Genomic DNA, 25,662 nt, shown 5'->3' on the forward strand with positions numbered 1-25,662 from the left:
TCGTGGCAGCTTCAGCAAGATCGCCCATAAACCCAGGACCTGTAAGCGAAGCGCCCCAGAATCCCCATTCTCATTCCTACTAAAAACAAATGGCTGACTCCGAAGAGCCAGCCATAGATTCAACTACTTACGCTGTGTTAGCCGCCGAAGTCATCCAGCAGGATGTTTTCGTCTTCTACACCCAGATCTTTCAGCATGCCGATAACAGCCGCGTTCATCATAGGTGGACCACACATGTAGTATTCACAGTCTTCAGGTGCTTCGTGATCTTTCAGATAGTTCTCGTAGATAACGTTGTGGATGAAGCCGGTGTAGCCATCCCAGTTATCTTCCGGAAGCGGATCAGAAAGCGCACAGTGCCATACAAAGTTGTCGTTTTCCGCCTGCAGCTTATCGAAATCTTCTACGTAGAACATTTCACGCTTCGAGCGGGCACCGTACCAGTAAGACATCTTACGCTTAGACTTCAGACGCAGCAGCTGGTCGAAGATATGTGAGCGCATTGGCGCCATACCTGCACCACCACCGATGAAGACCATTTCAGCGTCAGTGTCTTTCGCGAAGAACTCACCAAACGGACCAGAGATCGTACACTTATCACCTGCTTTCAGAGACCAGATGTAAGATGACATTACGCCCGGAGGCGCATCCGGCTTGTTCGGCGGCGGAGTCGCGATACGCACGTTCAGCTTGATCAGGCCTTTCTCTTCAGGGTATGAAGCCATTGAGTAAGCACGGATCGAAGGCTCATTTACGATTGACTCGTAACGGAACAGGTCAAACTTGTCCCAGTCCTCACGATACTCGTCAGGAATATCGAAGTCAGCGTATTTGATGTGATGCGGTTCAGCTTCAATCTGAATATAACCACCCGCGCGGAACGGAACTTCTTCACCCTCAGGGATCTTAAGCACCAGCTCTTTGATGAAGGTTGCTTCGTTGTCGTTAGAAAGAACTTCACATTCCCACTTCTTAACACCGAAGATCTCTTCAGGAAGTTCGATCTCCATGTCGGTTTTCACTGCAACCTGACACGCCAGACGCTCACCTTCACGGGCTTCACCTTTGGTTACGTGGTCAAGCTCAGTCGGCAGAATATCACCACCGCCCGCTTTTACTTTCACGCGGCACTGACCACATGAACCACCACCACCACAGGCAGAAGAAACGAAGATACCAGAACCAGCCAGGGCGCCAAGCAGTTTACCGCCAGGCTGGGTGACGATTGCCTTCTCAGGGTCGCCGTTTACAGAAATGGTGATGTCACCAGACGGTACCAGCTTGGATTTGGCGAACAGAATCACCAGCACCAGAGCCAGAACAATCAGTGTAAACATCACTACACCCAGAATAATGTCCATTGACTATTCCTTATACCTTACAGTTGCACACCGGAGAAGGACATAAAGCCCAGCGCCATCAGACCCGTGGTGATAAAGGTGATACCCAGACCACGCAGACCCGGAGGCACGTCCGAATACTTCATCTTCTCACGAATACCCGCAAGGGCAACGATAGCCAGCATCCAGCCCACACCTGAACCGAAGCCGTAAACCACAGACTCAGCAAAGTTGTAGTCACGCTGCACCATGAAAGATACACCACCAAAGATCGCACAGTTAACCGTGATCAGAGGCAGGAAGATACCCAGTGCGTTGTACAGCGGCGGGAAGAAGCGGTCCAGAACCATTTCCAGGATCTGTACCAGCGCCGCGATAACGCCGATAAAGGTGATGAAGTTAAGGAAACTCAGGTCAACACCTTCAACCAGCGCACTGTCTTTCAGTACCAGGTTGTACAGCAGGTTGTTCACCGGTACTGCAATAGTCAGTACCACGATAACCGCAACGCCCAGACCAAAAGAGGTCTTAACTTTCTTGGACACCGCCAGGAAGGTACACATACCCAGGAAGAAAGAAAGCGCCAGGTTTTCGATGAAAATCGATTTCACCAATAAGCTAATATAATGTTCCATAACGACCTTACTCCTTCGCTTCTACTTGTTCAGGTCTGATGGTCCGGATAATCCAGATCATGAAACCAATCAGGAAGAAGGCAGAAGGTGCCAACAGCATCATACCGTTTGGCTGGTACCAGCCACCGTTGCTTACCAGTGGCAGCACTTCCATACCAAACAGTTTGCCCGAGCCAAACAGCTCACGGAAGAAACCAACGGTGATCAGCACGAAGCCGTAACCCAGACCGTTGCCCACACCATCAATAAACGATGGCAGAGGAGCTGATTTCATCGCGTACGCTTCTGCGCGGCCCATTACGATACAGTTGGTAATGATCAGACCAACAAATACCGACAGCTGTTTGGAGATGTCGTACAGGAATGCTTTCAGAACCTGGTCAACCACGATTACCAGAGATGCGATGATCGCCATCTGAACGATGATACGCACGCTGTTTGGAATGTGGTGACGGATCAGGGAAACAAACAGGTTAGACAGAGCGGTTACAAAGATTACCGCCAGTGTCATAACAAACGCCGTTTCCAGCTTGGTTGTTACTGCCAGAGCAGAACACACACCCAGTACCTGCAGCGCGATCGGGTTGTTATCCACGATCGGTTCAAGCAGGTGCTTTTTCATGTCTTGTGTATTTGACATCAGTTCAGGCCTCCGTCGCGTACTTTAGCCAGGAATGGACCAAAGCCCATGTCGCCCAGCCAGAAATCGAATGTGTGCTGAACGCCGTTTGCAGTCAGTGTTGCGCCAGACAGGCCGTCAACACCGTGCTCAGAACCTTCAGGCGCACCGCCTTTCACGATCTTGATCGCTGGCTTGTGCTGCTCATCGAACAGTTTCTTGCCAACAAACTGAGCACGCCACGCCGGGTTCTCGATTTCACCACCCAGTCCAGGGGTTTCACCCTGCTGGTAGTAAACCAGACCAGACACAGTGTTACCGTCGGTTTCAACCGCAACGAACGCATACATCATAGACCACAGACCGTTACCGTGAACCGGCAGAATGATCTTGTCAGTGTTACCGTTGTCGTCTTTCACCAGGTAAACCACACCCTGATTGGCACGGCGAAGGATCTTCGCTTTGTCATCATCAGCAGTCAGTTTTACAGACAGGTTCTTGTCTTTGGCTGCTGCGCGCTGGTCGTAATCAGCCGCATCACCTTCAACAAAGTTACCGGTCGCAAAGTCCACCAGACGCGGTTCGATTTTCGCAGCGTAAAGCTCTTTCACTTCTTTATCGCTGTCCGCTTCGAAACCGGCTACTTCAACGATCTTGGACTGCTTGTCCAGAATCGCATTCGCAACCTGCATGTCTTTCAGGAATACCGCCGCGGTCGATACCACGATTGAGCACACCAGGCTCAATGAGATAACGACAGTCAGCGTCTTTTTAATACTATCGTTATTACTTGCCATAGCGCGCTTTTCTCCGCTTGATGTTCTTCTCAACCACGATGTGGTCAAACAGAGGTGCAAACAGGTTCGCGAACAGGATAGCCAGCATCATACCTTCAGGGTAAGCCGGGTTAGCCACACGAATCATCACACACATTGCACCGATCAAAATACCGTATGCCCACTTACCTTTGTCAGTAAAGGACGCCGATACCGGATCTGTCGCCATAAAGAACATACCGAATGCAAAACCACCCAGAACCAGGTGCCAGTGCCAGGCCATGTTGAACATTTGGTTAGTGTCAGAACCGATCACGTTAAACAGGAACGAGGTCGCGATCATACCGATCATTACACCGGCGATAATGCGCCAGGATGCGATGCCCATGTAAACGATCACTGCTGCACCGATCATCAGCGCCAGAGTAGAAACTTCACCAATTGAACCCGGGATGTTACCGATAAAGGCGTCCATCCAGGTGATGGTTTCACCGGTCACGTTGTTGATCAGAGCGCCTGCGCCGCCCTGTGCCCACTGGCTCAGTGCAGTTGCACCAGAGAAACCGTCAGCCGCTGTCCATACCACGTCACCGGAGATTTGCGCCGGGTAAGCGAAGAACAGGAATGCACGGCCTGCCAGAGCAGGGTTCAGGAAGTTACGGCCGGTACCACCGAAGATCTCTTTCGCAACAACAACACCGAAGGTAATACCCAGGGCTGCCTGCCACAGAGGAAGCGTTGGCGGAACAATCAGCGCGAACAGGATAGAAGTAACAAAGAAGCCTTCGTTCACTTCGTGCTTGCGCACCATACAGAACAGCACTTCCCAGAAACCACCTACAAGGAACACAGTCGCGTAGATTGGCAGGAAGTAGCTCGCACCCAGCAGCATTTTGCTGCCCCAGCCCGCATCAGCGCCCAGCGTACCGCCGACCAGCTCAGTCAGCCAGTAGTGCCAGTTGCCGGCGATAACGCCAGCCAGCTCAGCACCTGAGTACATGTGGTTAAGCGCAACAATCGCCTGATGACCCGCGTTGTACATACCCCAGAACATTGCCGGGAACACCGCGAACCATACCATGATCATGATACGTTTCAGGTCAACACTGTCACGAACGTGCAGCTTTTGCTTGGTTACAGTACCAGGCGTATAGAACAGAGTCGCAGTTGCTTCGTAAAGGGCAAACCACTTCTCATATTTGGCACCTGGCTCAAAATGATGCTCGATATCTTCAAGAAACTTTTTCAAGCCCATGACTTACCCTTCCTTCTCGATGGTATCCAGACATTCGCGAAGCATTTCGCCGAAGTCATACTTGCCCGGACATACGAAAGAGCACAGCGCCAGATCTTCTTCATCCAGCTCCAGTGCACCCAGCGTTTGCGCGCTGTCAGTATCACCGGCACACAGATCACGAAGCAGCAGAGTCGGCTCCATATCAAGCGGCATTACTTTCTCATAGTTACCAATTGGTACCATGGCGCGGTCACTACCGTTGGTAGTTGTCGTCATGTTAAACAGCTGACCCGGGAACAGGTGGCTCAGGAACGAACGGGTTACCGAGAACTTGTTCTTACCAGGCATCGCCCAGCCAAACAGCTCTTTCTCGTAACCTTCGCGCAGGGCAGACACCTGAGTGTGGTAGCGGCCAAGGTAAGCGTGAGGACCATTGGCGTTGGTACCACACAGTACCGAACCAGAGATGATACGCACGTCACCCGGCATCAGTTCGCTGTCAGCCAGCTCAGTAATGCAGGCACCGATAGAGGTGCGGATAAGACGTGGGTTGTTAACCACCGGACCCGCCAGAGAAATCACGCGGTCGGTGTACAGCTCACCAGTCAGGAACAGCTGACCAAATGCAATCACGTCCTGGTAGTTAATGCTCCAGGCTACGTGCTCCTGGTCTACCGGATACAGGAAGTGCATGTGTGTGCCGACAAGACCTGCTGGATGCGGGCCGTCAAACACATGTTCTTCGACGTTAGATTGAGTTGAGCGGGGCAGACTGTGCCCATTCTTACAAACCAGGACTTTACCGTCTGTCAGCTTTGACAGCAGGTCAAGACCAGCGACAAACGCTTCTGACTGCTCATTGATCACCACTTCCGGATCGGCAGCGAGCGGATTGGTATCTGTCGCGGTAACAAAAATGGCCTGAGTTGAAGACTCGATGGAAGGTACCTTGCTGAACGGACGAGTTCGCAGAGCGGTCCACATACCAGAATCAATCAGCTGAGTTTTGATCACTTCGCGATCAAGGTTTGCCAGTTGATCTGCAGTGAAGCTTTCGAAAGTTACCTGCTCGTTGCCCGCCACTTCAATCACTACAGACTGAAGGACACGCTTCGCGCCACGGTTTACTTCGATAACTTTACCACTTGCTGGTGCAGTGAATTTCACGCCAGGGTTCTTTTTGTCCACAAAAAGGACCTGACCTTTCTTCACTTCATCACCCACGCGGATATGCATTGTTGGACGCATGCCCACGTACTCTTCGCCAAGCAAGGCGACTTTGCTGATGGCTTTGCCATCACTAATCACCTGGGAGGGTCTGCCGGCAATCGGAAGATCCATACCCTTCTTTATTGTAATCATACGCACTTGCACTATTTTATCGGGAAAAAGATTCTTTTTTATTTGCGTAAACTACAGACACGACATTGCGCCCGTTCCCCAGTTGTTATGCCTGTTTGAAACACGACAATTGAGTGAAAAATCACAACGGGCTCTAGTGTCCGGTTCCGGCCGACACCCTGGCCAAAATCGCAACAATCCCTTAAATACCCCTTCACATAACATGGTTTCCGGGGTAATCAGGTGCGTTAGTCTAGCATCATTTAGCGATTGATTGCCATGACACAACACCCGTTAAAACGGATATTTGATGAATGTTGGTTAAAGAATGACTGGTCAAATACAAATACTTTGAACTGTCGCACAGTTGTTAAAAAACTTAAAAAGAGTACAGTCACGCATTCATAAACCGAAACAGGTTTTCTTATGTTTTCATCCTGTTCATAACCATTCACTACGCAAATATATAAAAAGCTCAAACTTGCACATTTATAAACAATGGCTCATACCAGCTTGCTGCCACCCATGCACATAGGACTGTCAGGAGCATTGCCCCTCACACTGTCCCATTCATCGGGCGTATAAGTATGGATGGAAAGAGCGTGAACATGGTTAGCCAGTTCATCGCTGAGGGTTTGATTTACCGCCCGGTGGCGGGTAATCAGGCGCTGAGACGTGAAAGATTCACTTACGATGACGACCTTAAAATGGCTCTCGGAGCCAGGCGGTACGTTATGCATGTAGCTTTCATTGATCACATCAAGGTGCTGCGGCTCAAAAGCCTGGTGCAGTCTGGTTTCAATCACAGCCTGAATCATGTTGCTTCCTTTAGGTTAATCCGGGTTCCGCCCACAATATATTGAGGGCGAAACAGTATCTGCTGACTTTGCACACTCTTGGTTGTGCTTTTGGTTGCATTTTAACGCCCTCTGTAACGACACTCCACCAAAGTTTTTAGTTCCCTGTTCAAAGTGCATTTGAGACAATACCCACATAGTTTCATCACCTGACCAAAATCATGAACACCAGCCTGACGCTGTTTGAGCGATCCCTGAACCTGCACCGCTACCCAAAACGTGCCAATGAAACCCTCCAGGCCTGGAGTGCCGGCGATGAGTACCTGATCCAACATGCAGAAGAGCAGCTTTCCCTGACAGAAGGCCAGCATATCCTGTTGCTTAACGACCACTTTGGCACCCTCGCCTGCTGGTTCTCTGAACGCTTTAACGTCACCAGCATGAGCGACTCCTTTATTGCTCAGCAGGCAGCGAAGCAAAACCTGCAGGAAAACGACTGTAATGACGTCACCTTCCTGCGCTCAACCGATGAGATCCCGGCCGGTATTGACCTGGTGCTGATGCAGTTGCCAAAGAGCAACCGCTACCTGAGCTGGCAGCTCAGCCAGCTGCGCCAGTTCCTGCCTGAAGGCTGCCCGGTGATTGGCGTAAACAAAGCCAAAGAAATCCATACCTCGACCCTGAAGCTGTTTGAAAAGCACCTTGGCACCACCACCACATCTCTGGCATGGAAAAAGCACCGGCTGGTGTTTGCCGGGCCGGACTGCCAGCCAGTCAACCCGGTTAGTCCTGTGACTGAATGGCAGGTGGAAGGACATTCCATAGAACTTAAGAACCTGGCCAATGTCTATTCCGGTGAAAGCCTCGACCTTGGCGCCCGCTTTATGCTGGAGCATATCCCGCAGGATCCGGAGCTGAAGCACATTGTTGATCTCGGCTGCGGTAATGGTGTCCTGTCGGTCAAAGCAGCCCGGCTTAACCCACAGGCCCGCATCACCAGTGTGGATGAAAGCTTTATGGCCGTGGCCTCAGCCGCCATGAACATGGAAGCCAATCTGGAGCATGCTGCGGAACATCAAACCGTTGCCAACAACTGTCTGGATGGCTTTGAAGCAGCCAGTGCAGACCTTGTGCTGTGTAACCCACCGTTTCATCAGCAACTGGCCATCACCGACCACATCGCGTGGCAGATGTTCTGTGATGCAAAGCATGTTCTGGAAACCGGCGGCAAGTTAATTGTTATTGGCAACCGCCACCTGGGCTACGATATGAAATTGAAGCGCTTATTTGGTAAAACCAATGTGAAGATCATTGCGTCGAATAAGAAATTTGTTATTTTACAAGCTACTAAATCTTAAAGCGCGCTGCGCACCGGATGAGACAACCAAAGGAAGAAATCCAATGAGAAAACTGATTTTAGCTGCATCGATTTTTATGCTGGCAGCCTGTGTTTCTCCACAAAAAGAACAACAGATCGACGTCAACCCTCAACCTGCCCTGTCCAGCACCAAGCTGGTCGATGGCATCACTTTTAAACTGAGCAGTAATGACTCACGTACCGCTCAGTACGTCGCCCTGGTTCAAAGCGGACGCAAGAGCACTCAGCCAATCCACGCCCGTCAGAACATGCGTGTGGCTATTGAAACCGCACTTTACGAGCAGCTGATTTCTCAGGGCTTCCAGATGATGGTCAGCAGCAACAATACCCTGACCGTCGACATCGAACAGGCGCTGGTGAACGTATCCAACACCCTGATGGACTACGAAATGGACGGTGAAGTCGTTCTGAAACTGACCGCTGAAACGCCAAAAGGCAAGTTCGTGAAAACCTACACTGGTACCGCGAAGAAAACCGGCTCTATGGCGGCTTCAGACGAGGAAATCGCAGAAGTGCTGAACGATGTGATCAACCTGGTACTGGCTGAAATCGCCAACGACCAGGAGCTGCTGGCATACATGAAGGAGCGCTTCTGATGCGCGGCCTTCTCCTGGCAACCCTGCTCGCAGCCAGCGTTCCGGCGCTGGCTCAGTCTGTGGTATTTGAAACCAGCCTTGGCAGTTTTACCGTTGAGCTGAACGAAGAGAAAGCACCGGTAACCGTTGAGAACTTCGTTCGCTACGTTAAAGACGGCAGCTATGACGGCAGTATTTTCCACCGCGTGATCCCGGGCTTTATGGCTCAGGGCGGTGGTTTTACTGAAAGCATGCAGCGCCTGCCAACCTATGCCCCAATTCGCAATGAAGCGGATAATGGTCTGGACAACGACACCGCGACCATCGCCATGGCCCGCACCGGCGACCCGCATTCAGCGACCCGTCAGTTCTTTATCAACTATAAAGACAACGGCTTTCTTAACTACGCCATTGGTAACCACGGTTATGCCGTGTTTGGCAAAGTCACCAGTGGTTTTGAGGTCGTGCAGGCCATGGCAGAAAAGCCAACAACTGTCAGAAAAGGGATGCGGGACGTACCCGTAACTCCAATCGTGATCAACAAGGTCACCCTGCAACAATAATCTGCTCAGCTGGCCGTTCTGGCCAGCTTTCTTTTGCGCAACAAGGAGCGTGCCATGACATCTCAAACGTCCTGGGCTGAAACTTTCCGCAGCTATCTTGATAAACGTCTTCTCTGGGTCTTCATGCTGGGTTGTTCCAGTGGTTTTCCCTGGGTTCTGATTGGCTCCAATATGTCCGGCTGGCTGAAAGACGCCGGTTTAACCCGTGCCGCTATCGGCTACTTTGGCTCAGTGTTCGCCGTTTATGCTATCAACTTTCTCTGGGCACCACTGGTAGACCGGGTAAAACTGCCACTACTGCACCGCTTTCTCGGTCAGCGCCGCAGCTGGGTTCTGCTATGTCAGTTTGTAGTCCTGATCTGTACCCTGGCCATTGCCGGTGTGAACCCGGCCAACAACCTGATGTTCACCTCTATGCTGGCGCTGGGCATTGCCATCGCGTCCGCGACCCAGGACATCGCCATTGATGCCTACCGTATCGATACTTTCCCTAAATCAGAATCCAGCAAACTGCCTCAGGCTTCAGCCATGGCCGTGATCGGCTGGTGGACCGGTTACTCTCTGCCTGGCTATCTGGCGTTTATCAACGCAGACAGCATCGGCTGGAACGGGGTGTATTACGGGATGGCGGCAATTGTCGGCGTTCTGATGCTGTTCACCCTGCTGGTGGGTGAGCCGGTTACTGCCCGTGACCGCCTGCAGCATCTGGCAGAACAACGTCACGCAGAAGTCACCGGTTCACGCGTTGTCGCCTGGCTGACCGTTACTGTAGTGGAGCCTTTCCTCGACTTCTTCAAGCGCAATGGCGTACGCGTTGCCCTGACCCTGCTGCTGTTTGTGTTCCTGTTTAAGATCGGTGAAGCTTTCCTTGGCCGGATGTCGATTACCTTCTACAAGGAAGTGGGCTTCTCTAACGAACAAATTGGCTATTACTCGAAGCTGCTGGGCTGGGGGATCACCATCTTCTTTACCCTTGTTGGCAGTATGTTCAATGTCCGCTTTGGTATCGTTCGCGGTCTGATGATCGGTGGTATCGCGATGGCGAGCAGTAATCTGATGTTCTCCTGGATAGCCCAGGTGGGCCCAAGTGAGCCCCTGTTCCTGGCAACCCTTATCGTGGATAACTTCACCTCTGCGTTCTCAACCGTGGCCTTTGTCTCCTTCCTGACGGTACTGACAGGCCAGGCCTTCTCGGCAACCCAGTATGCGCTTCTGGCCTCGCTGGGTAACTTTGGCCGTACCACCCTGGCCTCGTTCAGTGGTGAACTGGCGGACTACCTCAACGACTGGTCGCTGTTCTTTATCCTGACCGCTGTGATGGTGATCCCAAGTTTGCTGATGCTCTGGTCTCTTCGTCACTACTTTACCGAGTTGCTGGACAAAGCCCACCAGCGTCACCAGGAAGAAGAGAAAGAACAGCAAGCAGACGCGGTTAACTGACATTTCTCTTTTCAAAACAACACATAGCCGACCTGAATAGGTCGGCTTTTTCATATCAAACCACCAGCTCAACCTGTTGCATTTCAGTTTTTACTGATATTGGTGAAAACAAGACCGAAAACGATTGTTTTTTATAAACCGACTTGTGAAGCGCCAGATCCCGTCTACTATTGCAGCTGTTCGACAAAGTTCCATAAATTAAATAAATATGAGATCTACGTCACGTAACCGTTTGCCTTTTTGCAATGCTACGACTTCCAATTTTGATTCCGGTCGATAAAATAGCCAGCAAAGGATAGCAGTGACGATGGATCGACGGCTGATACATTCATTTTTTGAAAGAGTAGACATCTTATGCGTAAATCAATTTTAGCTCTAAGCCTGGTTGCTGCTGCTGCAGCTGTCCCAGCACAAGCAGAATACCTGTTTGGTTTCGGTGGCATGTACCTGGATCACCAGGCATGGGATAACGGCATCGAAAATGACCACGGCTACCGTAACAAAGCTGTACTGGGTATCGAAGGCGGCGCTGTATTTGACTGGGGTCAGATGTACGGCTTCTACGACTACGAAGGCGTAGACAAAGCTCAGGATAACCGCGGTGCATCACTGAAAGGTTCTATCCACTACAATCTGGGCGACACTGGTGCATCTCTGTACGCACAGGTTTACAACACTGATGGTGACGCTTTTGCTTTCCACGAGCAGAACCGTGTTGTTGGTTTTGGTTACACTGGCCTGAGCGGTGATGGTTGGGGCTTTACTCCATTTATCGGTGTTCATCAGGTAAACACGTCTAAGACCAACAAAGACAAGTCTGTATCTGCAGTAAATGGCGCAAACGGCGGCATGGCTGGTTGGGTTGGTTTCTACAACACAGATATCGCTGGTCAAAGCTTCACGTTCTCTACCTGGGGTGAGTATGAATTTGGTCGCAGCGACGAATACGCAGAACTTCAGGGCGGCAAGCAAGGTCTGAACGGCAGCCTGAATGCAATGTGGAACTTCCACAAAGACTGGTCTACCGGCGTACTGTACCGCTTTACCCACAACAAACTGGGTATCAAAGACTACAACGACCTGGTTATCTACCGTATCAACTACAAGTTCTGATTTCAGAACTTACAGATACTGAAAATGGCGCTCCCGGAGCGCCATTTTTTATACCTGCGACTTGGCTTAACGCCCCCTCCCCGCTATCCTTTGCCCCATCATTTCCAGTCCGGATAACAGATTGAATATTACCGTATTAGGCCCCGGTGCCATTGGCTCGCTGTGGGCAGTTAAACTGGCCCTGGCCGGGCATAATGTGATGCTGTGGCAGCGCCGCACGGCTGACAAAGCTGAACTTCAGCTTGATGACGACAAAGCCCTGGAGTTTCCGGTCAATCAGAAAGAGCAGCTAAATGAATGCGACCTGCTGCTGGTAACGGTAAAAGCCTGGCAGGTGGAGCAGGCCCTGTTACCCCTGCTGCCTGAGCTTGCCCCGGAAACGATTATCGTCCTGATGCACAACGGCATGGGCGCAGTGGACACACTGGCGAACCAGTTGGGTGACTTTCCGGTAGTACTGGCGACCACCACCCAGGCTGCGCTGAAAACTGCATCAGATAAAGTCAGACACACTGGAAATGGCACAACTCAGCTTGGCGGCTGGAATGAAGCCGGAAAGCGCTGCGATTTTCTGGCGGACGTGTTTAACCACGCCCTTGATCAGGCCATCTGGAACCCGGATATAAACCAGGCCCTGTGGCAAAAGCTGGTGATCAACTGCGCTATTAACCCGCTGACCGCGATTCATCAGTGCCCAAATGGCGATCTGGCCCTGGAGCAGTACCATCCGGCAGTAAAAAAACTGGTTGAAGAAACCTGTCAGGTAATGAACGCCGAAGGCATGAGCGCCAACAACAAAGAAATGCTCGCGCTGGTGAATCAGGTAATCACTGCCACTGCGGCCAACCTGTCATCCATGAATCAGGATATCGCCCATAACAGGCCAACTGAGATAGACTTTATTAACGGCTACGTTGTAAAGTGCGCCCGCAGGCACGCACTGCCTGTACCCGCCAACCAGCAGATGGTTGATGAAGTAAAACAAATTGAACAGACCCGGAGCTGACCCTATGAGCCATAAAATTCTTATCCCCATCGCTGCCGGCAGCGAGGAAATGGAAGCGGTTACCATCATCGATATTATGGTGCGTGCCGGTTATGAAGTCGTGGTCGCCAGCGCCGAGTCAGACGGCAGCCTGACCATGAAAGCCTCCCGTGGCGTCACCCTTACCGCAGACTGTCGCCTGGTGGATGTGGCTGATGATGAGTTTGATGCCATTTTACTGCCTGGCGGTGTGGGTGGCAGCGAAGCCTTCCGTAACAGCATTCTGCTGACAGAGATGATCCGCCAGCACATGTATGACGGCCGCCTGCTGGGCGCTATCTGCGCCGCCCCTGCAGTCGTCCTTCAGGAAAACGGTCTCTATACCGATGCCCTGATGACCTGCCACCCGGCGTTCGCAGAGCGTATTCCGGCGGACAAGTACCGGGTCAAGCGCGTGTTTATGGACGTAAACCATAACCTGATTACCAGTCAGGGGCCGGGCAGTGCACTGGAGTTTGCCATGGAAGTGGTGATCCGCCTGTCAGGCAAAGCGCATGCATGGAGCATTGCCGAGCCGATGGTGACCCTGCCTAACCTTAACTATCACGATCTGGGCCAGTAAGATGCAAAACGTCCGCTCTCAGTTTCCGTCGATCACCGGCAGTGACCTGGTCTATCTCGACAGCGCTGCCACCACCCAAAAACCTCAGGTGGTGCTCGATACGCTGCAACAGTATTACGCCAGCCAGAACGCCAACGTTCACCGCGGCAGTCACAGCCTGACAGCCAAAGCCACCAGCGCATTTGAAGACGCCCGGGAAACCGTACGCAGCTTTCTGAATGCCGCCAGCAGCAAGGAGATAATCTGGACCCGCGGCGCTACAGAAGCAGTAAACCTGGTCGCCCAGACCTGGGCACGCAGCACACTTAAACCCGGTGATGAGATCCTGGTGGGTGAAATGGAACACCACGCCAACATCGTGCCATGGCAGATGGTGGCGGGTCAGACCGGCGCTAAGGTAGTGAAGATCCCCATGACCCCCACCGGGGAACTGGACATGGATACCTTTGAGGCCCTGCTAAGTGACAAAACCGCGCTGGTTGCAGTCGCCCATATCACCAATGTGACCGGTTACCGCCAGCCAATCGAAACCATTATTGAGAAAGCACACGCCAAAGGCGCAATCGTGGTGGTCGATGGCGCGCAGGGTATTGTTCACGAGAAGGTAGACGTACAGACTCTGGGCGCCGACTTCTACCTGTTTTCCGGCCACAAGCTCTATGCCCCAACCGGTATCGGCGCGCTTTATGGAAAACAATCCCTGCTTGAGCAGATGCCCCCGTGGCACGGCGGCGGAAAAATGGTGGAAAAGGTCACCTTTGAACAGACCACCTTCTCCGGCCTGCCAGGCAAATTCGAAGCCGGCACCCCAAACATCGCCGGAGCCATCGCCATGGCGGCTGCGATTAAGTGGTACAACAGCTTTGACCGCAGTGAAATAGAAGCCCACCTGCATAAACTGCAGCAAACCGCAGCGCAAAAGCTCCAGGCACTGGACGATGACCTGCGCCTGCTCGGCTACCAGCAAGACGCCAGCGTGCTGACTTTCGTGATCGATGGTATCCACCACCAGGACATCGCTACCCTGCTCGACCAGCAAAACATCGCCGTACGCGCAGGCCACCATTGTGCCCACCCACTGATGGACGCTTTCGGTGTCAGCGGCACCGTCAGGGTGTCATTTGGGATCTACAATACGATGGAAGATGTGGAGAAGCTGGTGGCGGGAGTTGAGAAAGCGCTGGAGCTGCTATAGGCAGAAATAAAAGAGGGAATATCAGGTTCTATGGTTCTATGGTTCTATGGTTCTATGGTTCTATGGTAACAATCCACAGGGCCATAGCACCACAGAACCACAGTACCGCTAGTCGTCCTGAACAAGCTGCTGAATCTCTTCCACAATCGCCTTCAGCCCGTTCCCTCTCGATGGACTCAGGTGAGCGATCAGGCCGGTGGCTTCAAAATAGGCATCAATATCAAAACCGCGGATTTGCTCTGCGGTTTTTTCGTTATAAGCCGCCATCACCAGTGCGATCAGGCCGCGAACGATACGGGCGTCAGAATCGGCGCAGAAGTGCCACACGCCATCAACACACTCACTCACCAGCCAGACCTGGCTTTCACAGCCTGCGACTGTCACCTGCTCGGACTTCAGCTCATCGGGCATCTTCGGCAGTTTTTTCCCCCACTGGATCACCTGACGATAGCGGTCTTCCCAGCCTTTAAAAGACTGCATGGTAGTCCGGACTTGCTCAGCGGTGATTTCGGAGCCGAAAGGGGATGGGGGTAAAGTTGTCATAGTTTGTTCTGTTTTGGTAGTGGAGGTTGCGGTACTGGGTACTGGGTACTGGGTACTGGGTACTGGGTACTGGGTACTGGGTACTGGGTACTGCAAGTATGAGAAAAAAAACTCTCAGGTCAACCCGAATTAAACAGAGTTTCTCCGTTATAACAACGCGCTTCCCCCAGGATCCAGGACCTGAAAACCCAGGACCTCTATTTCCTCGTCAGCTTTTCAACTATCCGCGATACCGCAACAAACCCAAACGTCGCAGTAACAACGGTCGCTGCTCCAAACCCGCTGGCGCAGTCCATGCGTTTCGGGCCTTCGGCGCTGGATTTGGCGGCACAGACGCTGCCGTCTGCCTGTGGGTATTTCAGCTGCTCTGTAGAGAACACGCAGTCGATACCGAACTTACGCTGAGGATTCTTGCTGAAATTATAGAAGCGGCGCAGGTTGTCTTTGATTTTCTTCGCCAGCGGGTCCTGAATAGTGCGGGCCAGGTCAGCGACTTTAATCTGAGTCGGGTCTACCTGACCACCGGCACCACCGGTCGTGATGATTTTGATCTTATTGCGCTTACAGTAAGCCAGCAGAGCAGCCTTGGCTTTTACGCTGTCGATAGCATCAAGCACATAGTCGAACTCTTTGGTGATGTACTCTGGCAGGTTGTCCGGTGAGATAAAGTCATCAATCAGGTTAACTTTACACTCCGGGTTGATCAGCTTCACCCGCTCAGCCATCACTTCAATTTTACTCTGACCGACGGTGCCGTTCATGGCGTGGATCTGACGGTTAATATTGGTCACACACACGTCATCCATGTCGATCAGCGTCAGCTCACCGATACCGGTACGCGCCAGCGCTTCCACCGCCCAGGAGCCAACACCGCCAATGCCCACCACACAAACATGGGATGCCCTCAGCACTTCCACCTGATCATGGCCATACAGACGGCGCGTGCCGCCAAAGCGCTGGTCATAGTTTTCGGAGGCTGGAGTTGTCAGTTCACGCATGAGGCTAACCCTGGATTCAATAAAACAAAAGAGTGCGTTTTATACGCACTCTTTGTAAAAATGTCTACTGCTGTTTTTCCGGTGGCATCGCCCAGGGAGCCTGTGTTGGCGTGCTCTGCAGCCCCAGCTTCCATACCCGGCCAAAATGCTTGTAGTGCCCGGCCTGGGTTCCGGCAAATGCGCCCATGCCATGGTAGAGGTCCAGATGGTTCTCTTTCACCGCACCACCGGTATCAAGCACCAGCAGCAGTCGCAGTTCATGAGCACCGCTCCAGCTGCCATCAGCATTCAGCAGCGGTACTTCGGCCAGCAGAGGTGTGCCCATAGGGAACAGGGAACGGTCACCGGCTACCGAAGCCATCGGCAGCAACGGAATACCTGCTGTGCCCGTCACCGGCGCGGCTGAGCGCGGCTCAAAGAAGACATAAGAGGTGTTATGCTCCAGAAGCTCACGTACCGTCGCTTCGTCCTGGGCCATCACCCACTCTTTAATCGCTTTCAGTGACATCTTTTCACGCGGCACTTCACCACGCTCAATCAGCACCTTACCAATACTCACATAAGCGTGGCCGTTCTTGCCACCGTAAGCGAAATACTCAAGGGTGTCATCATCGCCAAAGTGAACAAAGCCACTGCCCTGCACTTCCATGATAAACGGGTCGATCATGTTCGCGGCGTAGCCCAGCTCCAGCCCCTGCCCCTCCAGCGCACCGTCATTTATTTCGGCGCGGGTCGGGCATCGCTCGCCACACTCCGGCATACGGTACACCGGGTAACGAAACTCTGCGTCCGGCTGGTGTTTCAGTTCAATCACTGGCGAGAAGTAGCCGGTAAACAGTACGTTACCTTTTTTGTCGCCACCGCCAAGCTGGGCCAGCTGAATACCATAGTTCGCCAGTTCATCCGGGTTACCGCTCTGCTGCGCCCAGACTTCCAGCTGCTCATACAGGGGCTGATAAATCTGAGCCATAGACGGAGAACGGCTCACTACTTCATGCGCCTGGCGGCTGAACTTGGTGAAATTACGCGGAACGTTGGACTCAATGGTCTCCGCTTTATTCAGATTTCTGGAAAACTCGCCGTCCTGGTACTGCTGACCACGATCAGTCGGTTGTGCACAGCCAGCCAGCGTCACAATGACGCCGAGAGAGAGGATTTTCTTGATCACGAAATGACTTCCCTTTGTTGATTCTGTTCAGGATGACAAAGGGATTTCACGCGCGCAAGCAGAGGTTTGTAAATAATTAAGATTTACCGGCTGACTGGGCAGCCGGTAACCAGATGAACTACCACCCTGCGTCCATCACCTCCAGCGGTGGTGGCGGGCTGGTGTTGATAAATACAGATTCATAGTGCGCCGGTGCGGTACGCTTGAGCTTGGTCATCGCCGCATTCACCACTTCAAAACGGTGTATCTGACCACCAACCGAAAACTCCAGCGTCACACCATCAAAGTCATATTTCGAAGAAACCTGCCGCTCTTCGATAAAAACGCCTTCCGGGGTAATGGTAAAGCTGTCTGCGGCATACCCAGCGACATTTTGCTCCACCCAGGTGCCATACACCTGCTTACTGTAAACTTTTGCCACCTTTTGCTGATCGAGGTAGAGCTTTGCCCCTCCGTACCCGAGGCCCATAAAGATGATCGCGACCAGAAACCACACCCGAAATGAGTAGAACATGGAGCGTGGCTGCTGTTTTTTTGCTGGCTGTTTCATAATTTGACTAACAGATGAACGCATAATTTAAGAGTAATACAGACCGTCAGCCCGTGGGCTGAAAAATTGAACAAATCTCTGATTCAGGGTTGCATGTCAGTGAATTTATAGTCATTATTATCGCATAAATAAACAAGGATGCTGCCCGTGAAAATCAGAAGTACCGCCCTGGTGAAAGGCTTTCGCCAGTCCGCTCCATACGTTACCGCACACCGTGGAAAAATCATGGTGATTATGCTCGGCGGCGAAGCGTATCAGGACCAGAATTTCAACAATATTATCAGTGACATTGCGCTGCTGCATAGTTTAGGGGTCAAAATCGTACTGGTTCATGGAGCAAGGCCACAAATCAGCCACCGCCTGGCCCAGCACGGTATCGAAACGCCTTACCACAAAGGGATCCGGGTCACAGATGCAGAGGCACTGGTACTGGCGATGCAGGCAGCCGGGCAAATGCAGCTCGATATTACCGCCAGGCTCTCGATGAGCATGAACAATACCCCAATGGCCGGAGCCCAGCTCAACGTGGTAAGCGGCAACTTTATCGTTGCTCAGCCGCTGGGGATCGATGACGGAACCGACTACTGCCACAGCGGCCGTATTCGCCGTATCGACAGCGACGGCATCAACCGTATGCTCGACCAGGGCTCCATTGTGCTGCTTGGCCCGCTTGGCAGCTCTGTAACCGGCGAGAGTTTTAACCTGCTCTCCGAAGAGGTCGCGACTCAGGTGGCGATAAAGCTCAGAGCCGACAAACTGATCGGCTTTTGCTCTGAACACGGCATCCTGGATGAAAACGGAGAAGTACTGGCTGAACTCTTCCCTCACGAAGCCCAGGTGATCCTGGCAAGAATGCAGTCTGGTGAGAGTGATTCCGGTTCAGTCCGCTTTCTTCGCGGGGCGATTGCCGCGTGCCGGGCCGGCGTCCCGCGCAGTCACCTGGTCAGCTATAAAGCCGACGGTGCGCTGATTCAGGAACTGTTCTCTCTGGACGGTATCGGCACCCAGGTGGTGATGGCCAGTGCAGAGCAGATCCGCCAGGCGGGGATTGATGATATTGGCGGTATTCTGGATCTTATCCGCCCGCTGGAGCAGCAGGGCGTACTGGTCCGCCGCTCAAGGGAGCAGCTGGAACAGGAAATTCACCACTTCACCATTATCGAGAAGGATGGCCTGATCATTGGTTGCGCCGCGCTCTACCCCTACCCGGAAGATGCTTCAGCGGAGATGGCCTGCGTTGCTATTCATCCCGATTACCGGGATGGTAACCGCGGGGTTCACCTGCTCAAACACATCCATCAGCGGGCCAAAGAGCTGTCACTCAAAAACCTGTTCGTACTGACCACCCGAAGCCTGCACTGGTTTCTGGAGCAGGGCTTCACCGAAGTGAACATTGAGTCCCTGCCTAAGGGAAAACAGGGGCTGTACAACTTCCAGAGACGCTCAAAAGTACTCAGGCTGGTGGTTTAACTGAGAATTTACAAAATCCAACTCTATGATAATTAAGAGATTGGTAAAATAGTACTGATATGCTGCTAATTGCGGGTGTTTTTTAACCAAACCGCTGGTACAATCTGCGCCCGCAGCTGGGGAGTGACCACTCTCCTGCTGCCTGTCACACGGAGGTTACTCATTTTCGAGAAAATGCCAGGACGCGGGTAATAAACACGTGCGAGCATAACTGACATAATGAAAACCGTGATTTGCAACTCTCCCCAGAGCTTCTGGGATATGGCGGACAACCAGTTTCTGGAAGGAATGGACGTGCACTGCGTTTTTCCTGCAGACAAAAGCATGCAGCGCTTTATTTTGTCCTACCAACAACGCTGCAATATTAAAAACATCTCTTTTTCTGAAATTTTTGAACGCCCTGCTGCCGGCCAGACTTCCCAAAAAAAGGAAAGCCAGGCCAGCTAACCGATAATACCAGGGATGGTATTTTGCTCTCTCCCCTTCTTATACCAATCTGGATAAATATCTGGTCAGTCATTGCGCAGGAAAATTCGTTGTTTTCAAGGCGGAGATTGCAGTAACTAGTGGCGCTAATTACAAAATCTCCAACGCGGAAAACGGCGAATTTAACCAGCAAGGGCGACCTGATACTTATGTAGATTGGTATTACCCCAGCTTCTCAGCCAGTCCGCTGCTTCGCCTTGTACGAATTTTCACGCCCCGGTTCAAAACCATCTCAGAACAAAACAGATCCAGCTTCTTCTTCGCCCGGGTCAGTCCGGTATAAATCAGCTCGCGGGTCAGAAGCGGAGAAAAGTCCGCTGGCAACACCATAATGGTGTGCTCAAACTCACTGCCCTGAGATTTGTGAATCGTCATCGCCCAGGCGGTTTCATGCTGGGGAACCCGGCTTGGCAATACGCTTTTCAGCGTGCCGTCCGGCAGTTCAAAGTACACTCTCAGCCTTGGTTCATCACCGCTTTCATCGAGCAGACACAGGCCGATATCACCGTTAAACAGCCCGAGGCCAGGATCGTTTCGGGTCACCATGACAGGACGCCCCGCGTACCACATCTCCTCGGTCTTCGGGATAAGGTTCGCCCGTTTCAGGCTCTGCTCAATCCTCTGATTCAGCCCGGCAATACCAAATTCTCCTTCGCGCAGGGCGCACAGCACCCGGCAGCGGGCAAACTCAGACAGTGCTGTACGGGCCAGCGCTTCATCGGTTTTCCCTGCGTGAATGGTTTCAAGACAGCTGCGGTAGCCCTCTCTGGCCATGGCGATCATCGCACGGTAGCTTTCCACCGACATCGGGTGCAGGGCGATATCCTCAAATCCCTGGTTCCAGACCGCTGCCAGGCGCGACGGGTCTCCGGCGTTGACCGCTTTGGCCAGCTGGCCAATACCGGAGCGGGCGTCAAAACGGTAGCTCTTTTGCAGCATACACAAACAGTCTGCCAGCGGTGCATTGTGTGTGGCCGCGTGCTGTTCCAGCCACTGATAGCCGGTAAGGCCACTCAGTTGCTGACTGTGTACCTGGCTGTAACCCATGCTGAGATAAGAGCAGATATCCCCCAGTACGGCACCGGCTTCCACCGACGCCAGCTGATCTTTATCCCCCAGCAGAATTAGCCGCGCATGCGGCGGCAGCGCCTGGGTCAGCTTATACATCATTGGCAGGTCCACCATTGAGGCCTCATCGACCACCAGCACATCCAGATGCAGCGGATTACTGCGGTTATGACGAAACTCCGCACTGCCTGCCACTGCGCCCAGCAGTCGGTGAATGGTTCCTGCCGTACGGGGAATCGCATCACGCAGTTCCGGTTCAACCGGCAACTGATCAATCGCCGCGCCGATGGACTCGGTAAGTCTCGCCGCCGCTTTACCGGTTGGCGCCACCAGACGAATGACCGGCGTCTCTTCACCAGCCTGTTTAACCAGCGCCGCAAGCAATTTGGTTACGGTTGTCGTTTTACCTGTACCCGGTCCACCAGAAATCACTGCAAAGCGGCGGGTCAGCGCGGTCGCGGCCGCTACTTTCTGCCAGTTGAGGCAAACAGAGAGCGGTATCAGCCCGGACAGGGCCTCAAGATCTGCCGAACTGCGTGCACCGGTCAGTATCTGGTCGATGGCCTGCCAGTTCAGGGAATCCGGGGCAACCACGTCCAGCATATCGCACACCAGTTGCTGTCTTTGCACCTGATTGCTGCCGGTCTGTGCTTTGAGCGCATGAAACAGAAATCCGTACTGAGGAGCAAACAGCTGACTGAGCAGTTGCTGCATCTCTGCAAACTGTGTGCTGCCCAGTTCCACCGGGCTCGCCAGGCTGCGCAGGTGTTCCGCCAGCGCTGACTCGTACTGCCAGTAACGGTGCAGGTACAGCTTGTCTTCCTGCAGGACCAGCGGCGTAGCGGTACTTCCGTCACCAGTACATCGCGCCTTTTCCAGCGCCAGTTGCCAGCCGCTGCTGTTGAGTTTCGCCTGCAGCCGCTCCGCACTTTCGCCATACAGCCCCAGTTTTTCGCTCAGGTCGAGTCCGCCAAGTTCGAGACATATATGCCCGCGGCCAAGTTCATAGCTCGCCAGCGCGGCGATAAAGCCCACCAGTTCGCCCTGCTCTTCTTCCAGAGAAGAGATAAAGCGGCCAAACTGATAATCCAGCTGACGGATCACACCCGCATCGCACCACTCTTTGAGGATATTAAGCATTTTCCACCTCACCATCGATCAGCCGGTCAAATTGTTCAATAAACGCCTGTGGCGGCCTGGCAGAGAAGACGCCGTGGCCACTCTCCCCGTCCATACCGCGTAAAAAGACATAGTAAACCCCGCCAAAATGGCGCTCAAAGTCGTAATCTGCCAGACGGGATTTAAGGAAACGGTGCAGCGCCAGCGCGTAAATCTGATACTGCAGATCATAGCGGTGATCCGCCATCGCCTCACGCAGTGCCTGACCGTGATAATCGGTAACGCTGTCGCCCAGATAGTTCGACTTCCAGTCCAGCACGTAAAAGCGTCCTTCGTGCTCAAACACCAGGTCGATAAAGCCTTTCAGCATGCCGCGCACGGTGTAGAAACCGAGCTCTCCGGCAGCTTTAGACAACTCATCGTAGCTGTGTGCCAGCTGGTTAAACAGCGGCGCAGAGAGCACTTTGATCGGCAGCAGAAACTCCATCTCCACCAGCCGCTGAGCCGGCGGGACCTGATTGAGTTTAAGCTCACCACCGTCAAGCGGTGTGCTCAGTACCCTGTCTGCCATTTCCGTCAGTACCGGCAGCCACTCACTGTCAAACTGCTCTTTTTCCAGCAGTTCTTCAATCGTCTGCTGCGTTGCCTCACAGCCTGCCGGGTCGGTATATTCGATCTCTTCAAAAAGGGTGTGCAAAAACGTACCCGGGCGTGCGCCGCGCGGGAAAGTAAAGATGCTGCGCTCCGGCTCAACAGAGGGAGCCTGATTCTCCTTCGAATCACTGTCCCCTTCGGTCAGCGACACTTCAAAGCCACTCTCTTTGCCATGGCTGCCCTGACGGGCCAGACCGGAATAACTGCTGATCCGCCAGTCGCGTTCAATCTGACCGCCAAACTCACGCGCGGCCAGCATTTCGCTCTGCTCCTGTGGCGGCTGATAGCGGGAGTCTTCTGTCTCAGGCATGGTCACCCAGGCCATACCGCTGTGACTTTCGGCCAGGGCGGTCAGCCTGCCTGCAAGCTCTGCCGCGGCCAGTGATTCAGCATTTTGCACCAGGTAGCCCATCGCACTCTGATCCACCCCGCTCGGGTCTTTGGATGAGCGGCCTTTGCGGATAGGCGTCATACCCACATAACTGCCATAGACTGCACGGGTCAGGGCGACATAGATCAGACGCAGATCTTCGGCGAGACGTTCTTTGTCTGCCGCTGCCAGTGCGTCATCCCCCAGCAAAAGGTCTACCACTGTCTTTCCGCTCTGCTCGTCGTGATAACGCGCTTCCTGAGCCGGACGACTGGCACAGACAAACGGCAGGAACACCAGGTCATACTCCAGACCTTTGGACTTATGGATGGTGACGATCTGCACCAGGTTGCGTTCAGATTCGAGGCGCTGGATCTGCTCATCCGCAGCACCAGCCAGCCCCTGAGTTACATCGGCGATGGTCTCAGCCAGCCAGCGCACCAGGCCGTGGTCGCTGTCGACTTCCTGAGCGGTCTGCTGCAGCAGTTCGCCAAGGTGCAAAAGGTCAGTCAGCTGACGTTCACCTTCACCGTCCTGAAGCATTCGCTCGGCGATCTCATTTTTCACCATCACTGCGCGGATCATCGGCATCACGCCGCGCTGCTGCCAGAGCTGGCGGTAGGTACGAAACTCATTCAGGGTGTTTTCCCACACGGTTTCATCCTGATTCAGTCTGTCCAGCGTTTCGGCGGTCATGGCAAACAGGGAAGAGGCCAGGCATGCGCGCAGGTTACGGTCATCTTCCGGGTTCAGTACCGCCTGGAGCAAACGCAGCACGTCCTGAGCCAGCGGGCTCTGAAACACGCTGTCGCGGTTGGAGAGATAGACGCTGGCGATACCGCGCTCAAACAGCGCCTGTTTGACCATCCGGCCCTCATGACCGGTGCGCACCAGTACCGCGATATTCCCGGCTTTAAGCGGCGCTTTTTTCCCGCTTTTTTCCAGCCAGGCTCTATCCTGATCGGCGCAGGTCAGGATATGACAGATCTGCTCTGCGGTGGCTTCCGACATCCGCTCCAGATAGTCACCTTTGGTAACCGGCTTGCCATCTTCACTCTCGTGCAGCCAGAAATTCAGTGCAGCCTGCTCCTGCCCGTCACACACCCACTTGCGTCCATCGGCACCGGGGGAGGATTTGACCGGCAGAAACGGAATGTCCTGGTCATAGATAAACGGGCTGTCAGCGGCTTCAAACACCCGGTTCACCGCACCGACCATCTCAGCAGAAGAACGCCAGTTAGTCCCAAGGGTGTAGTGATCGGTCACTTCATTACGGGCGCGGATATAAGTAAAAATGTCCGCGCCGCGAAACGCATAAATCGCCTGCTTGGGGTCACCAATCATAAACAGGCCGCACTGCGGCTCAGGCAGATAGATACGACTGAAGATGCTGTACTGCTGCGGGTCGGTATCCTGAAATTCATCGATCATCGCGACCGGATAAAGCGAGCGGATCCGGCTGGTCAGCACGCCGCTTTCATCCTGCTCCACCGCGCTGCCGAGCTGGGTCAGCAGATCATCAAACGACAGCCAGTTCTTTTCCCGCTTAGCCTGAGCCAGCATAGCGCGGCACTCCAGCACCGCGTGTGCCAGCAACGGCTCTTTAAGGCTGGAAGACTCAGACAAAAACTGATCGATAGCGACAAACACCGGGTGTTCCGGTGGCTCGCCTTTTGGCGTTTTGCTGTTCAGTTCCTGCTGGCCAAAGCGGTAAAGGTTCTCCGGGAACCGCCCTGAACTGGTTTCGCTCAGCGCCCAGGCGGAGACCTGCTCAATCCAGTTTGGCAGGGATTTTTTGGTGTAGCTGCGTTTGTTAATACCGGAGTTTGCAATCAGATCATGGATATCCGGCTGCGCGTCGCGCCACAGTGCCTTCAGCTCACCAATACGCTCAAGATTTTGCTGGTACGCCTCTGCAAGAGAGCCGTCCAGCGGCGGAGTGGTAAAGCAAAGTTCACCACCACTCAGATACGGGGCGACCTGGCCCAGCAGGGCCTGCGGGGTAGCCCAGAACTCTCGCACCTGACCAGAAAGCTCGCGGGACAAGGGATAGAAATGACGACGCCAGTAGTCCGCTACCACCTGAGCTTTGAGCTTGCTTTCATCGGTCACAAACTCGTTGTTAAACCGGCTGCCGGACTCAAACGCATTCTGGGTCAGCATCCGCTGACAGAAACCATGGATGGTGTAAACCGCCGCTTCATCCATCTGCCGCTCGGCTGCCAGCAACAACTGCTGGGCGTAGCTGTGATCAACAGTTGCCTCCAGCAGAGGGGCTATTACCGGGTCGCTGCTTTCACCACGGGCAAAAGCCAGCCGGGCATCATGGATTCGGGCGCGGATGCGGTCACGCAGTTCAGCGGTAGCGGCCTCGGTAAAGGTCACTACCAGGATCTTATCTACCGTCAGCGGCTCGCTGTGACGGGTTTGCTCATCGCCATGCCCCAGCAGCAGGCGCAGGTACAGTCCGGCAATGGTAAAGGTTTTACCGGTACCCGCCGAGGCCTCAATCAAACGGGCGCCGTGCAGCGGGAAAGTCATGGTATCAAGCTGATTTACTGATCCTGTTGTCGTTGTCATATCGCATACTTTTGTGTGATCAAACACTGAAAAATTAAAA

At 53.3% G+C, this 25,662-nt stretch carries 23 protein-coding genes; 10 read left to right on the forward strand and 13 right to left on the reverse strand.

Annotation, left to right across the window (positions count from 1 at the left end):
* Positions 1-137: 137 nt before the first annotated feature.
* The 7 genes from nqrF to bolA form a co-directional block, all read right to left on the reverse strand.
* On the reverse strand, positions 138-1,361 hold the full coding sequence (gene nqrF / locus ACVB80_RS11760) for an NADH:ubiquinone reductase (Na(+)-transporting) subunit F (RefSeq protein WP_481081472.1): 1,224 nt from the start codon (positions 1,359-1,361) through the stop codon (positions 138-140).
* Positions 1,362-1,378: 17 nt separating this feature from the next.
* Complete coding sequence (gene nqrE / locus ACVB80_RS11765; RefSeq protein ID WP_481081473.1) at positions 1,379-1,975, reverse strand: NADH:ubiquinone reductase (Na(+)-transporting) subunit E; 597 nt, start codon at positions 1,973-1,975, stop codon at positions 1,379-1,381.
* Between the two features lie 7 nt (positions 1,976-1,982).
* Entirely contained in the window at positions 1,983-2,615 is a 633-nt protein-coding gene (locus tag ACVB80_RS11770; protein ID WP_481081474.1) for an NADH:ubiquinone reductase (Na(+)-transporting) subunit D, read from the reverse strand.
* The gene (locus ACVB80_RS11775; protein ID WP_481081475.1) at positions 2,615-3,391 is read right to left on the reverse strand and encodes a Na(+)-translocating NADH-quinone reductase subunit C; all 777 of its coding nucleotides are present in this window, start codon (positions 3,389-3,391) and stop codon (positions 2,615-2,617) included. The genes ACVB80_RS11770 and ACVB80_RS11775 overlap by 1 nt, the downstream gene beginning before the upstream one ends.
* Positions 3,381-4,625 carry an NADH:ubiquinone reductase (Na(+)-transporting) subunit B gene (locus tag ACVB80_RS11780; RefSeq protein WP_481081476.1) on the reverse strand — a complete coding sequence of 415 codons (1,245 nt, stop codon included), beginning with the start codon at positions 4,623-4,625 and terminating at the stop codon, positions 3,381-3,383. Before ACVB80_RS11780 ends, ACVB80_RS11775 begins: the two co-directional genes overlap by 11 nt.
* A 3-nt stretch (positions 4,626-4,628) precedes the next feature.
* Positions 4,629-5,969 (reverse strand): Na(+)-translocating NADH-quinone reductase subunit A, encoded by a 1,341-nt coding sequence (locus tag ACVB80_RS11785; protein WP_481081477.1) that lies wholly within the window; start codon positions 5,967-5,969, stop codon positions 4,629-4,631.
* Positions 5,970-6,451: 482 nt separating this feature from the next.
* Positions 6,452-6,766, reverse strand: a complete 315-nt coding sequence (gene bolA, locus ACVB80_RS11790) for a transcriptional regulator BolA (protein ID WP_481081478.1) — start codon at positions 6,764-6,766, stop codon at positions 6,452-6,454.
* Between the two features lie 200 nt (positions 6,767-6,966).
* Between bolA and ACVB80_RS11795 the strand changes: the two genes are divergently transcribed.
* The 8 genes from ACVB80_RS11795 (at position 6,967) to csdA (ending at position 14,616) form a co-directional block, all read left to right on the forward strand.
* Positions 6,967-8,103 (forward strand): methyltransferase, encoded by a 1,137-nt coding sequence (locus ACVB80_RS11795; protein ID WP_481081479.1) that lies wholly within the window; start codon positions 6,967-6,969, stop codon positions 8,101-8,103.
* Positions 8,104-8,146: 43 nt separating this feature from the next.
* The gene (locus ACVB80_RS11800; RefSeq protein ID WP_481081480.1) at positions 8,147-8,719 is read left to right on the forward strand and encodes a YajG family lipoprotein; all 573 of its coding nucleotides are present in this window, start codon (positions 8,147-8,149) and stop codon (positions 8,717-8,719) included.
* A complete protein-coding gene (locus ACVB80_RS11805) occupies positions 8,719-9,261 on the forward strand; it encodes a peptidylprolyl isomerase (protein WP_481081481.1) in 543 nt (180 codons plus the stop codon). Before ACVB80_RS11800 ends, ACVB80_RS11805 begins: the two co-directional genes overlap by 1 nt.
* Positions 9,262-9,315: 54 nt before the next feature.
* Entirely contained in the window at positions 9,316-10,701 is a 1,386-nt protein-coding gene (locus ACVB80_RS11810; protein ID WP_481081482.1) for an AmpG family muropeptide MFS transporter, read from the forward strand.
* Between the two features lie 354 nt (positions 10,702-11,055).
* On the forward strand, positions 11,056-11,814 hold the full coding sequence (locus tag ACVB80_RS11815) for an outer membrane protein OmpK (RefSeq protein WP_481081483.1): 759 nt from the start codon (positions 11,056-11,058) through the stop codon (positions 11,812-11,814).
* A 121-nt stretch (positions 11,815-11,935) separates the two neighbouring features.
* On the forward strand, positions 11,936-12,820 hold the full coding sequence (gene panE / locus ACVB80_RS11820) for a 2-dehydropantoate 2-reductase (RefSeq protein ID WP_481081484.1): 885 nt from the start codon (positions 11,936-11,938) through the stop codon (positions 12,818-12,820).
* Between the two features lie 4 nt (positions 12,821-12,824).
* Positions 12,825-13,421, forward strand: coding sequence for a DJ-1 family glyoxalase III (locus ACVB80_RS11825; protein ID WP_481081485.1), 597 nt, complete (start codon positions 12,825-12,827; stop codon positions 13,419-13,421).
* A gap of 1 nt (position 13,422) precedes the next feature.
* Positions 13,423-14,616, forward strand: coding sequence for a cysteine desulfurase CsdA (gene csdA / locus ACVB80_RS11830; RefSeq protein WP_481081486.1), 1,194 nt, complete (start codon positions 13,423-13,425; stop codon positions 14,614-14,616).
* Between the two features lie 108 nt (positions 14,617-14,724).
* On the opposite strand, the gene csdE is transcribed toward csdA, so the two are convergent.
* The 4 genes from csdE to ACVB80_RS11850 all read right to left on the reverse strand — a co-directional run bounded on the left by csdE (position 14,725) and on the right by ACVB80_RS11850 (position 17,875).
* A complete protein-coding gene (gene csdE, locus ACVB80_RS11835) occupies positions 14,725-15,159 on the reverse strand; it encodes a cysteine desulfurase sulfur acceptor subunit CsdE (RefSeq protein ID WP_481081487.1) in 435 nt (144 codons plus the stop codon).
* 197 nt (positions 15,160-15,356) lie between these two features.
* A complete protein-coding gene (gene tcdA, locus ACVB80_RS11840; protein WP_481081488.1) occupies positions 15,357-16,157 on the reverse strand; it encodes a tRNA cyclic N6-threonylcarbamoyladenosine(37) synthase TcdA in 801 nt (266 codons plus the stop codon).
* Between the two features lie 64 nt (positions 16,158-16,221).
* A complete protein-coding gene (gene mltA, locus ACVB80_RS11845) occupies positions 16,222-17,325 on the reverse strand; it encodes a murein transglycosylase A (RefSeq protein WP_481081489.1) in 1,104 nt (367 codons plus the stop codon).
* Between the two features lie 118 nt (positions 17,326-17,443).
* Positions 17,444-17,875 (reverse strand): DUF2850 domain-containing protein, encoded by a 432-nt coding sequence (locus tag ACVB80_RS11850; protein WP_481081490.1) that lies wholly within the window; start codon positions 17,873-17,875, stop codon positions 17,444-17,446.
* Positions 17,876-18,022: 147 nt separating this feature from the next.
* On the opposite strand from ACVB80_RS11850, the gene argA reads away from it, so the two are divergent.
* Positions 18,023-19,345 (forward strand): amino-acid N-acetyltransferase, encoded by a 1,323-nt coding sequence (gene argA / locus ACVB80_RS11855; protein ID WP_481081491.1) that lies wholly within the window; start codon positions 18,023-18,025, stop codon positions 19,343-19,345.
* Positions 19,346-19,564: 219 nt separating this feature from the next.
* Entirely contained in the window at positions 19,565-19,792 is a 228-nt protein-coding gene (locus ACVB80_RS11860; protein ID WP_481081492.1) for a hypothetical protein, read from the forward strand.
* Between the two features lie 201 nt (positions 19,793-19,993).
* On the opposite strand, the gene recD is transcribed toward ACVB80_RS11860, so the two are convergent.
* Positions 19,994-22,039, reverse strand: a complete 2,046-nt coding sequence (gene recD / locus ACVB80_RS11865) for an exodeoxyribonuclease V subunit alpha (RefSeq protein WP_481081493.1) — start codon at positions 22,037-22,039, stop codon at positions 19,994-19,996.
* Positions 22,032-25,622, reverse strand: coding sequence for an exodeoxyribonuclease V subunit beta (recB, locus tag ACVB80_RS11870; RefSeq protein WP_481081494.1), 3,591 nt, complete (start codon positions 25,620-25,622; stop codon positions 22,032-22,034). The genes recD and recB overlap by 8 nt, the downstream gene beginning before the upstream one ends.
* Between the last annotated feature and the right edge of the window lie 40 nt (positions 25,623-25,662).

It is taken from the genome of Vibrio sp. 9-16B-A1, from assembly GCF_056726165.1.

Bases quoted from the DNA above. Each gene is read 5' to 3' on its own strand.
- ACVB80_RS11860 (WP_481081492.1), top strand. From the start codon at position 19,565: ATGAAAACCGTGATTTGCAACTCTCCCCAGAGCTTCTGGGATATGGCG.
- recD (WP_481081493.1), bottom strand. From the start codon at position 22,039: ATGCTTAATATCCTCAAAGAGTGGTGCGATGCGGGTGTGATCCGTCAG.
- ACVB80_RS11810 (WP_481081482.1), top strand. From the start codon at position 9,316: ATGACATCTCAAACGTCCTGGGCTGAAACTTTCCGCAGCTATCTTGAT.
- nqrF (WP_481081472.1), bottom strand. From the start codon at position 1,361: ATGGACATTATTCTGGGTGTAGTGATGTTTACACTGATTGTTCTGGCT.
- bolA (WP_481081478.1), bottom strand. From the start codon at position 6,766: ATGATTCAGGCTGTGATTGAAACCAGACTGCACCAGGCTTTTGAGCCG.
- csdA (WP_481081486.1), top strand. From the start codon at position 13,423: ATGCAAAACGTCCGCTCTCAGTTTCCGTCGATCACCGGCAGTGACCTG.
- ACVB80_RS11805 (WP_481081481.1), top strand. From the start codon at position 8,719: ATGCGCGGCCTTCTCCTGGCAACCCTGCTCGCAGCCAGCGTTCCGGCG.
- ACVB80_RS11800 (WP_481081480.1), top strand. From the start codon at position 8,147: ATGAGAAAACTGATTTTAGCTGCATCGATTTTTATGCTGGCAGCCTGT.
- recB (WP_481081494.1), bottom strand. From the start codon at position 25,622: ATGACAACGACAACAGGATCAGTAAATCAGCTTGATACCATGACTTTC.
- ACVB80_RS11815 (WP_481081483.1), top strand. From the start codon at position 11,056: ATGCGTAAATCAATTTTAGCTCTAAGCCTGGTTGCTGCTGCTGCAGCT.
- ACVB80_RS11785 (WP_481081477.1), bottom strand. From the start codon at position 5,969: ATGATTACAATAAAGAAGGGTATGGATCTTCCGATTGCCGGCAGACCC.
- csdE (WP_481081487.1), bottom strand. From the start codon at position 15,159: ATGACAACTTTACCCCCATCCCCTTTCGGCTCCGAAATCACCGCTGAG.
- ACVB80_RS11780 (WP_481081476.1), bottom strand. From the start codon at position 4,625: ATGGGCTTGAAAAAGTTTCTTGAAGATATCGAGCATCATTTTGAGCCA.
- tcdA (WP_481081488.1), bottom strand. From the start codon at position 16,157: ATGCGTGAACTGACAACTCCAGCCTCCGAAAACTATGACCAGCGCTTT.
- ACVB80_RS11825 (WP_481081485.1), top strand. From the start codon at position 12,825: ATGAGCCATAAAATTCTTATCCCCATCGCTGCCGGCAGCGAGGAAATG.
- ACVB80_RS11850 (WP_481081490.1), bottom strand. From the start codon at position 17,875: ATGAAACAGCCAGCAAAAAAACAGCAGCCACGCTCCATGTTCTACTCA.
- ACVB80_RS11775 (WP_481081475.1), bottom strand. From the start codon at position 3,391: ATGGCAAGTAATAACGATAGTATTAAAAAGACGCTGACTGTCGTTATC.
- nqrE (WP_481081473.1), bottom strand. From the start codon at position 1,975: ATGGAACATTATATTAGCTTATTGGTGAAATCGATTTTCATCGAAAAC.
- ACVB80_RS11795 (WP_481081479.1), top strand. From the start codon at position 6,967: ATGAACACCAGCCTGACGCTGTTTGAGCGATCCCTGAACCTGCACCGC.
- ACVB80_RS11770 (WP_481081474.1), bottom strand. From the start codon at position 2,615: ATGTCAAATACACAAGACATGAAAAAGCACCTGCTTGAACCGATCGTG.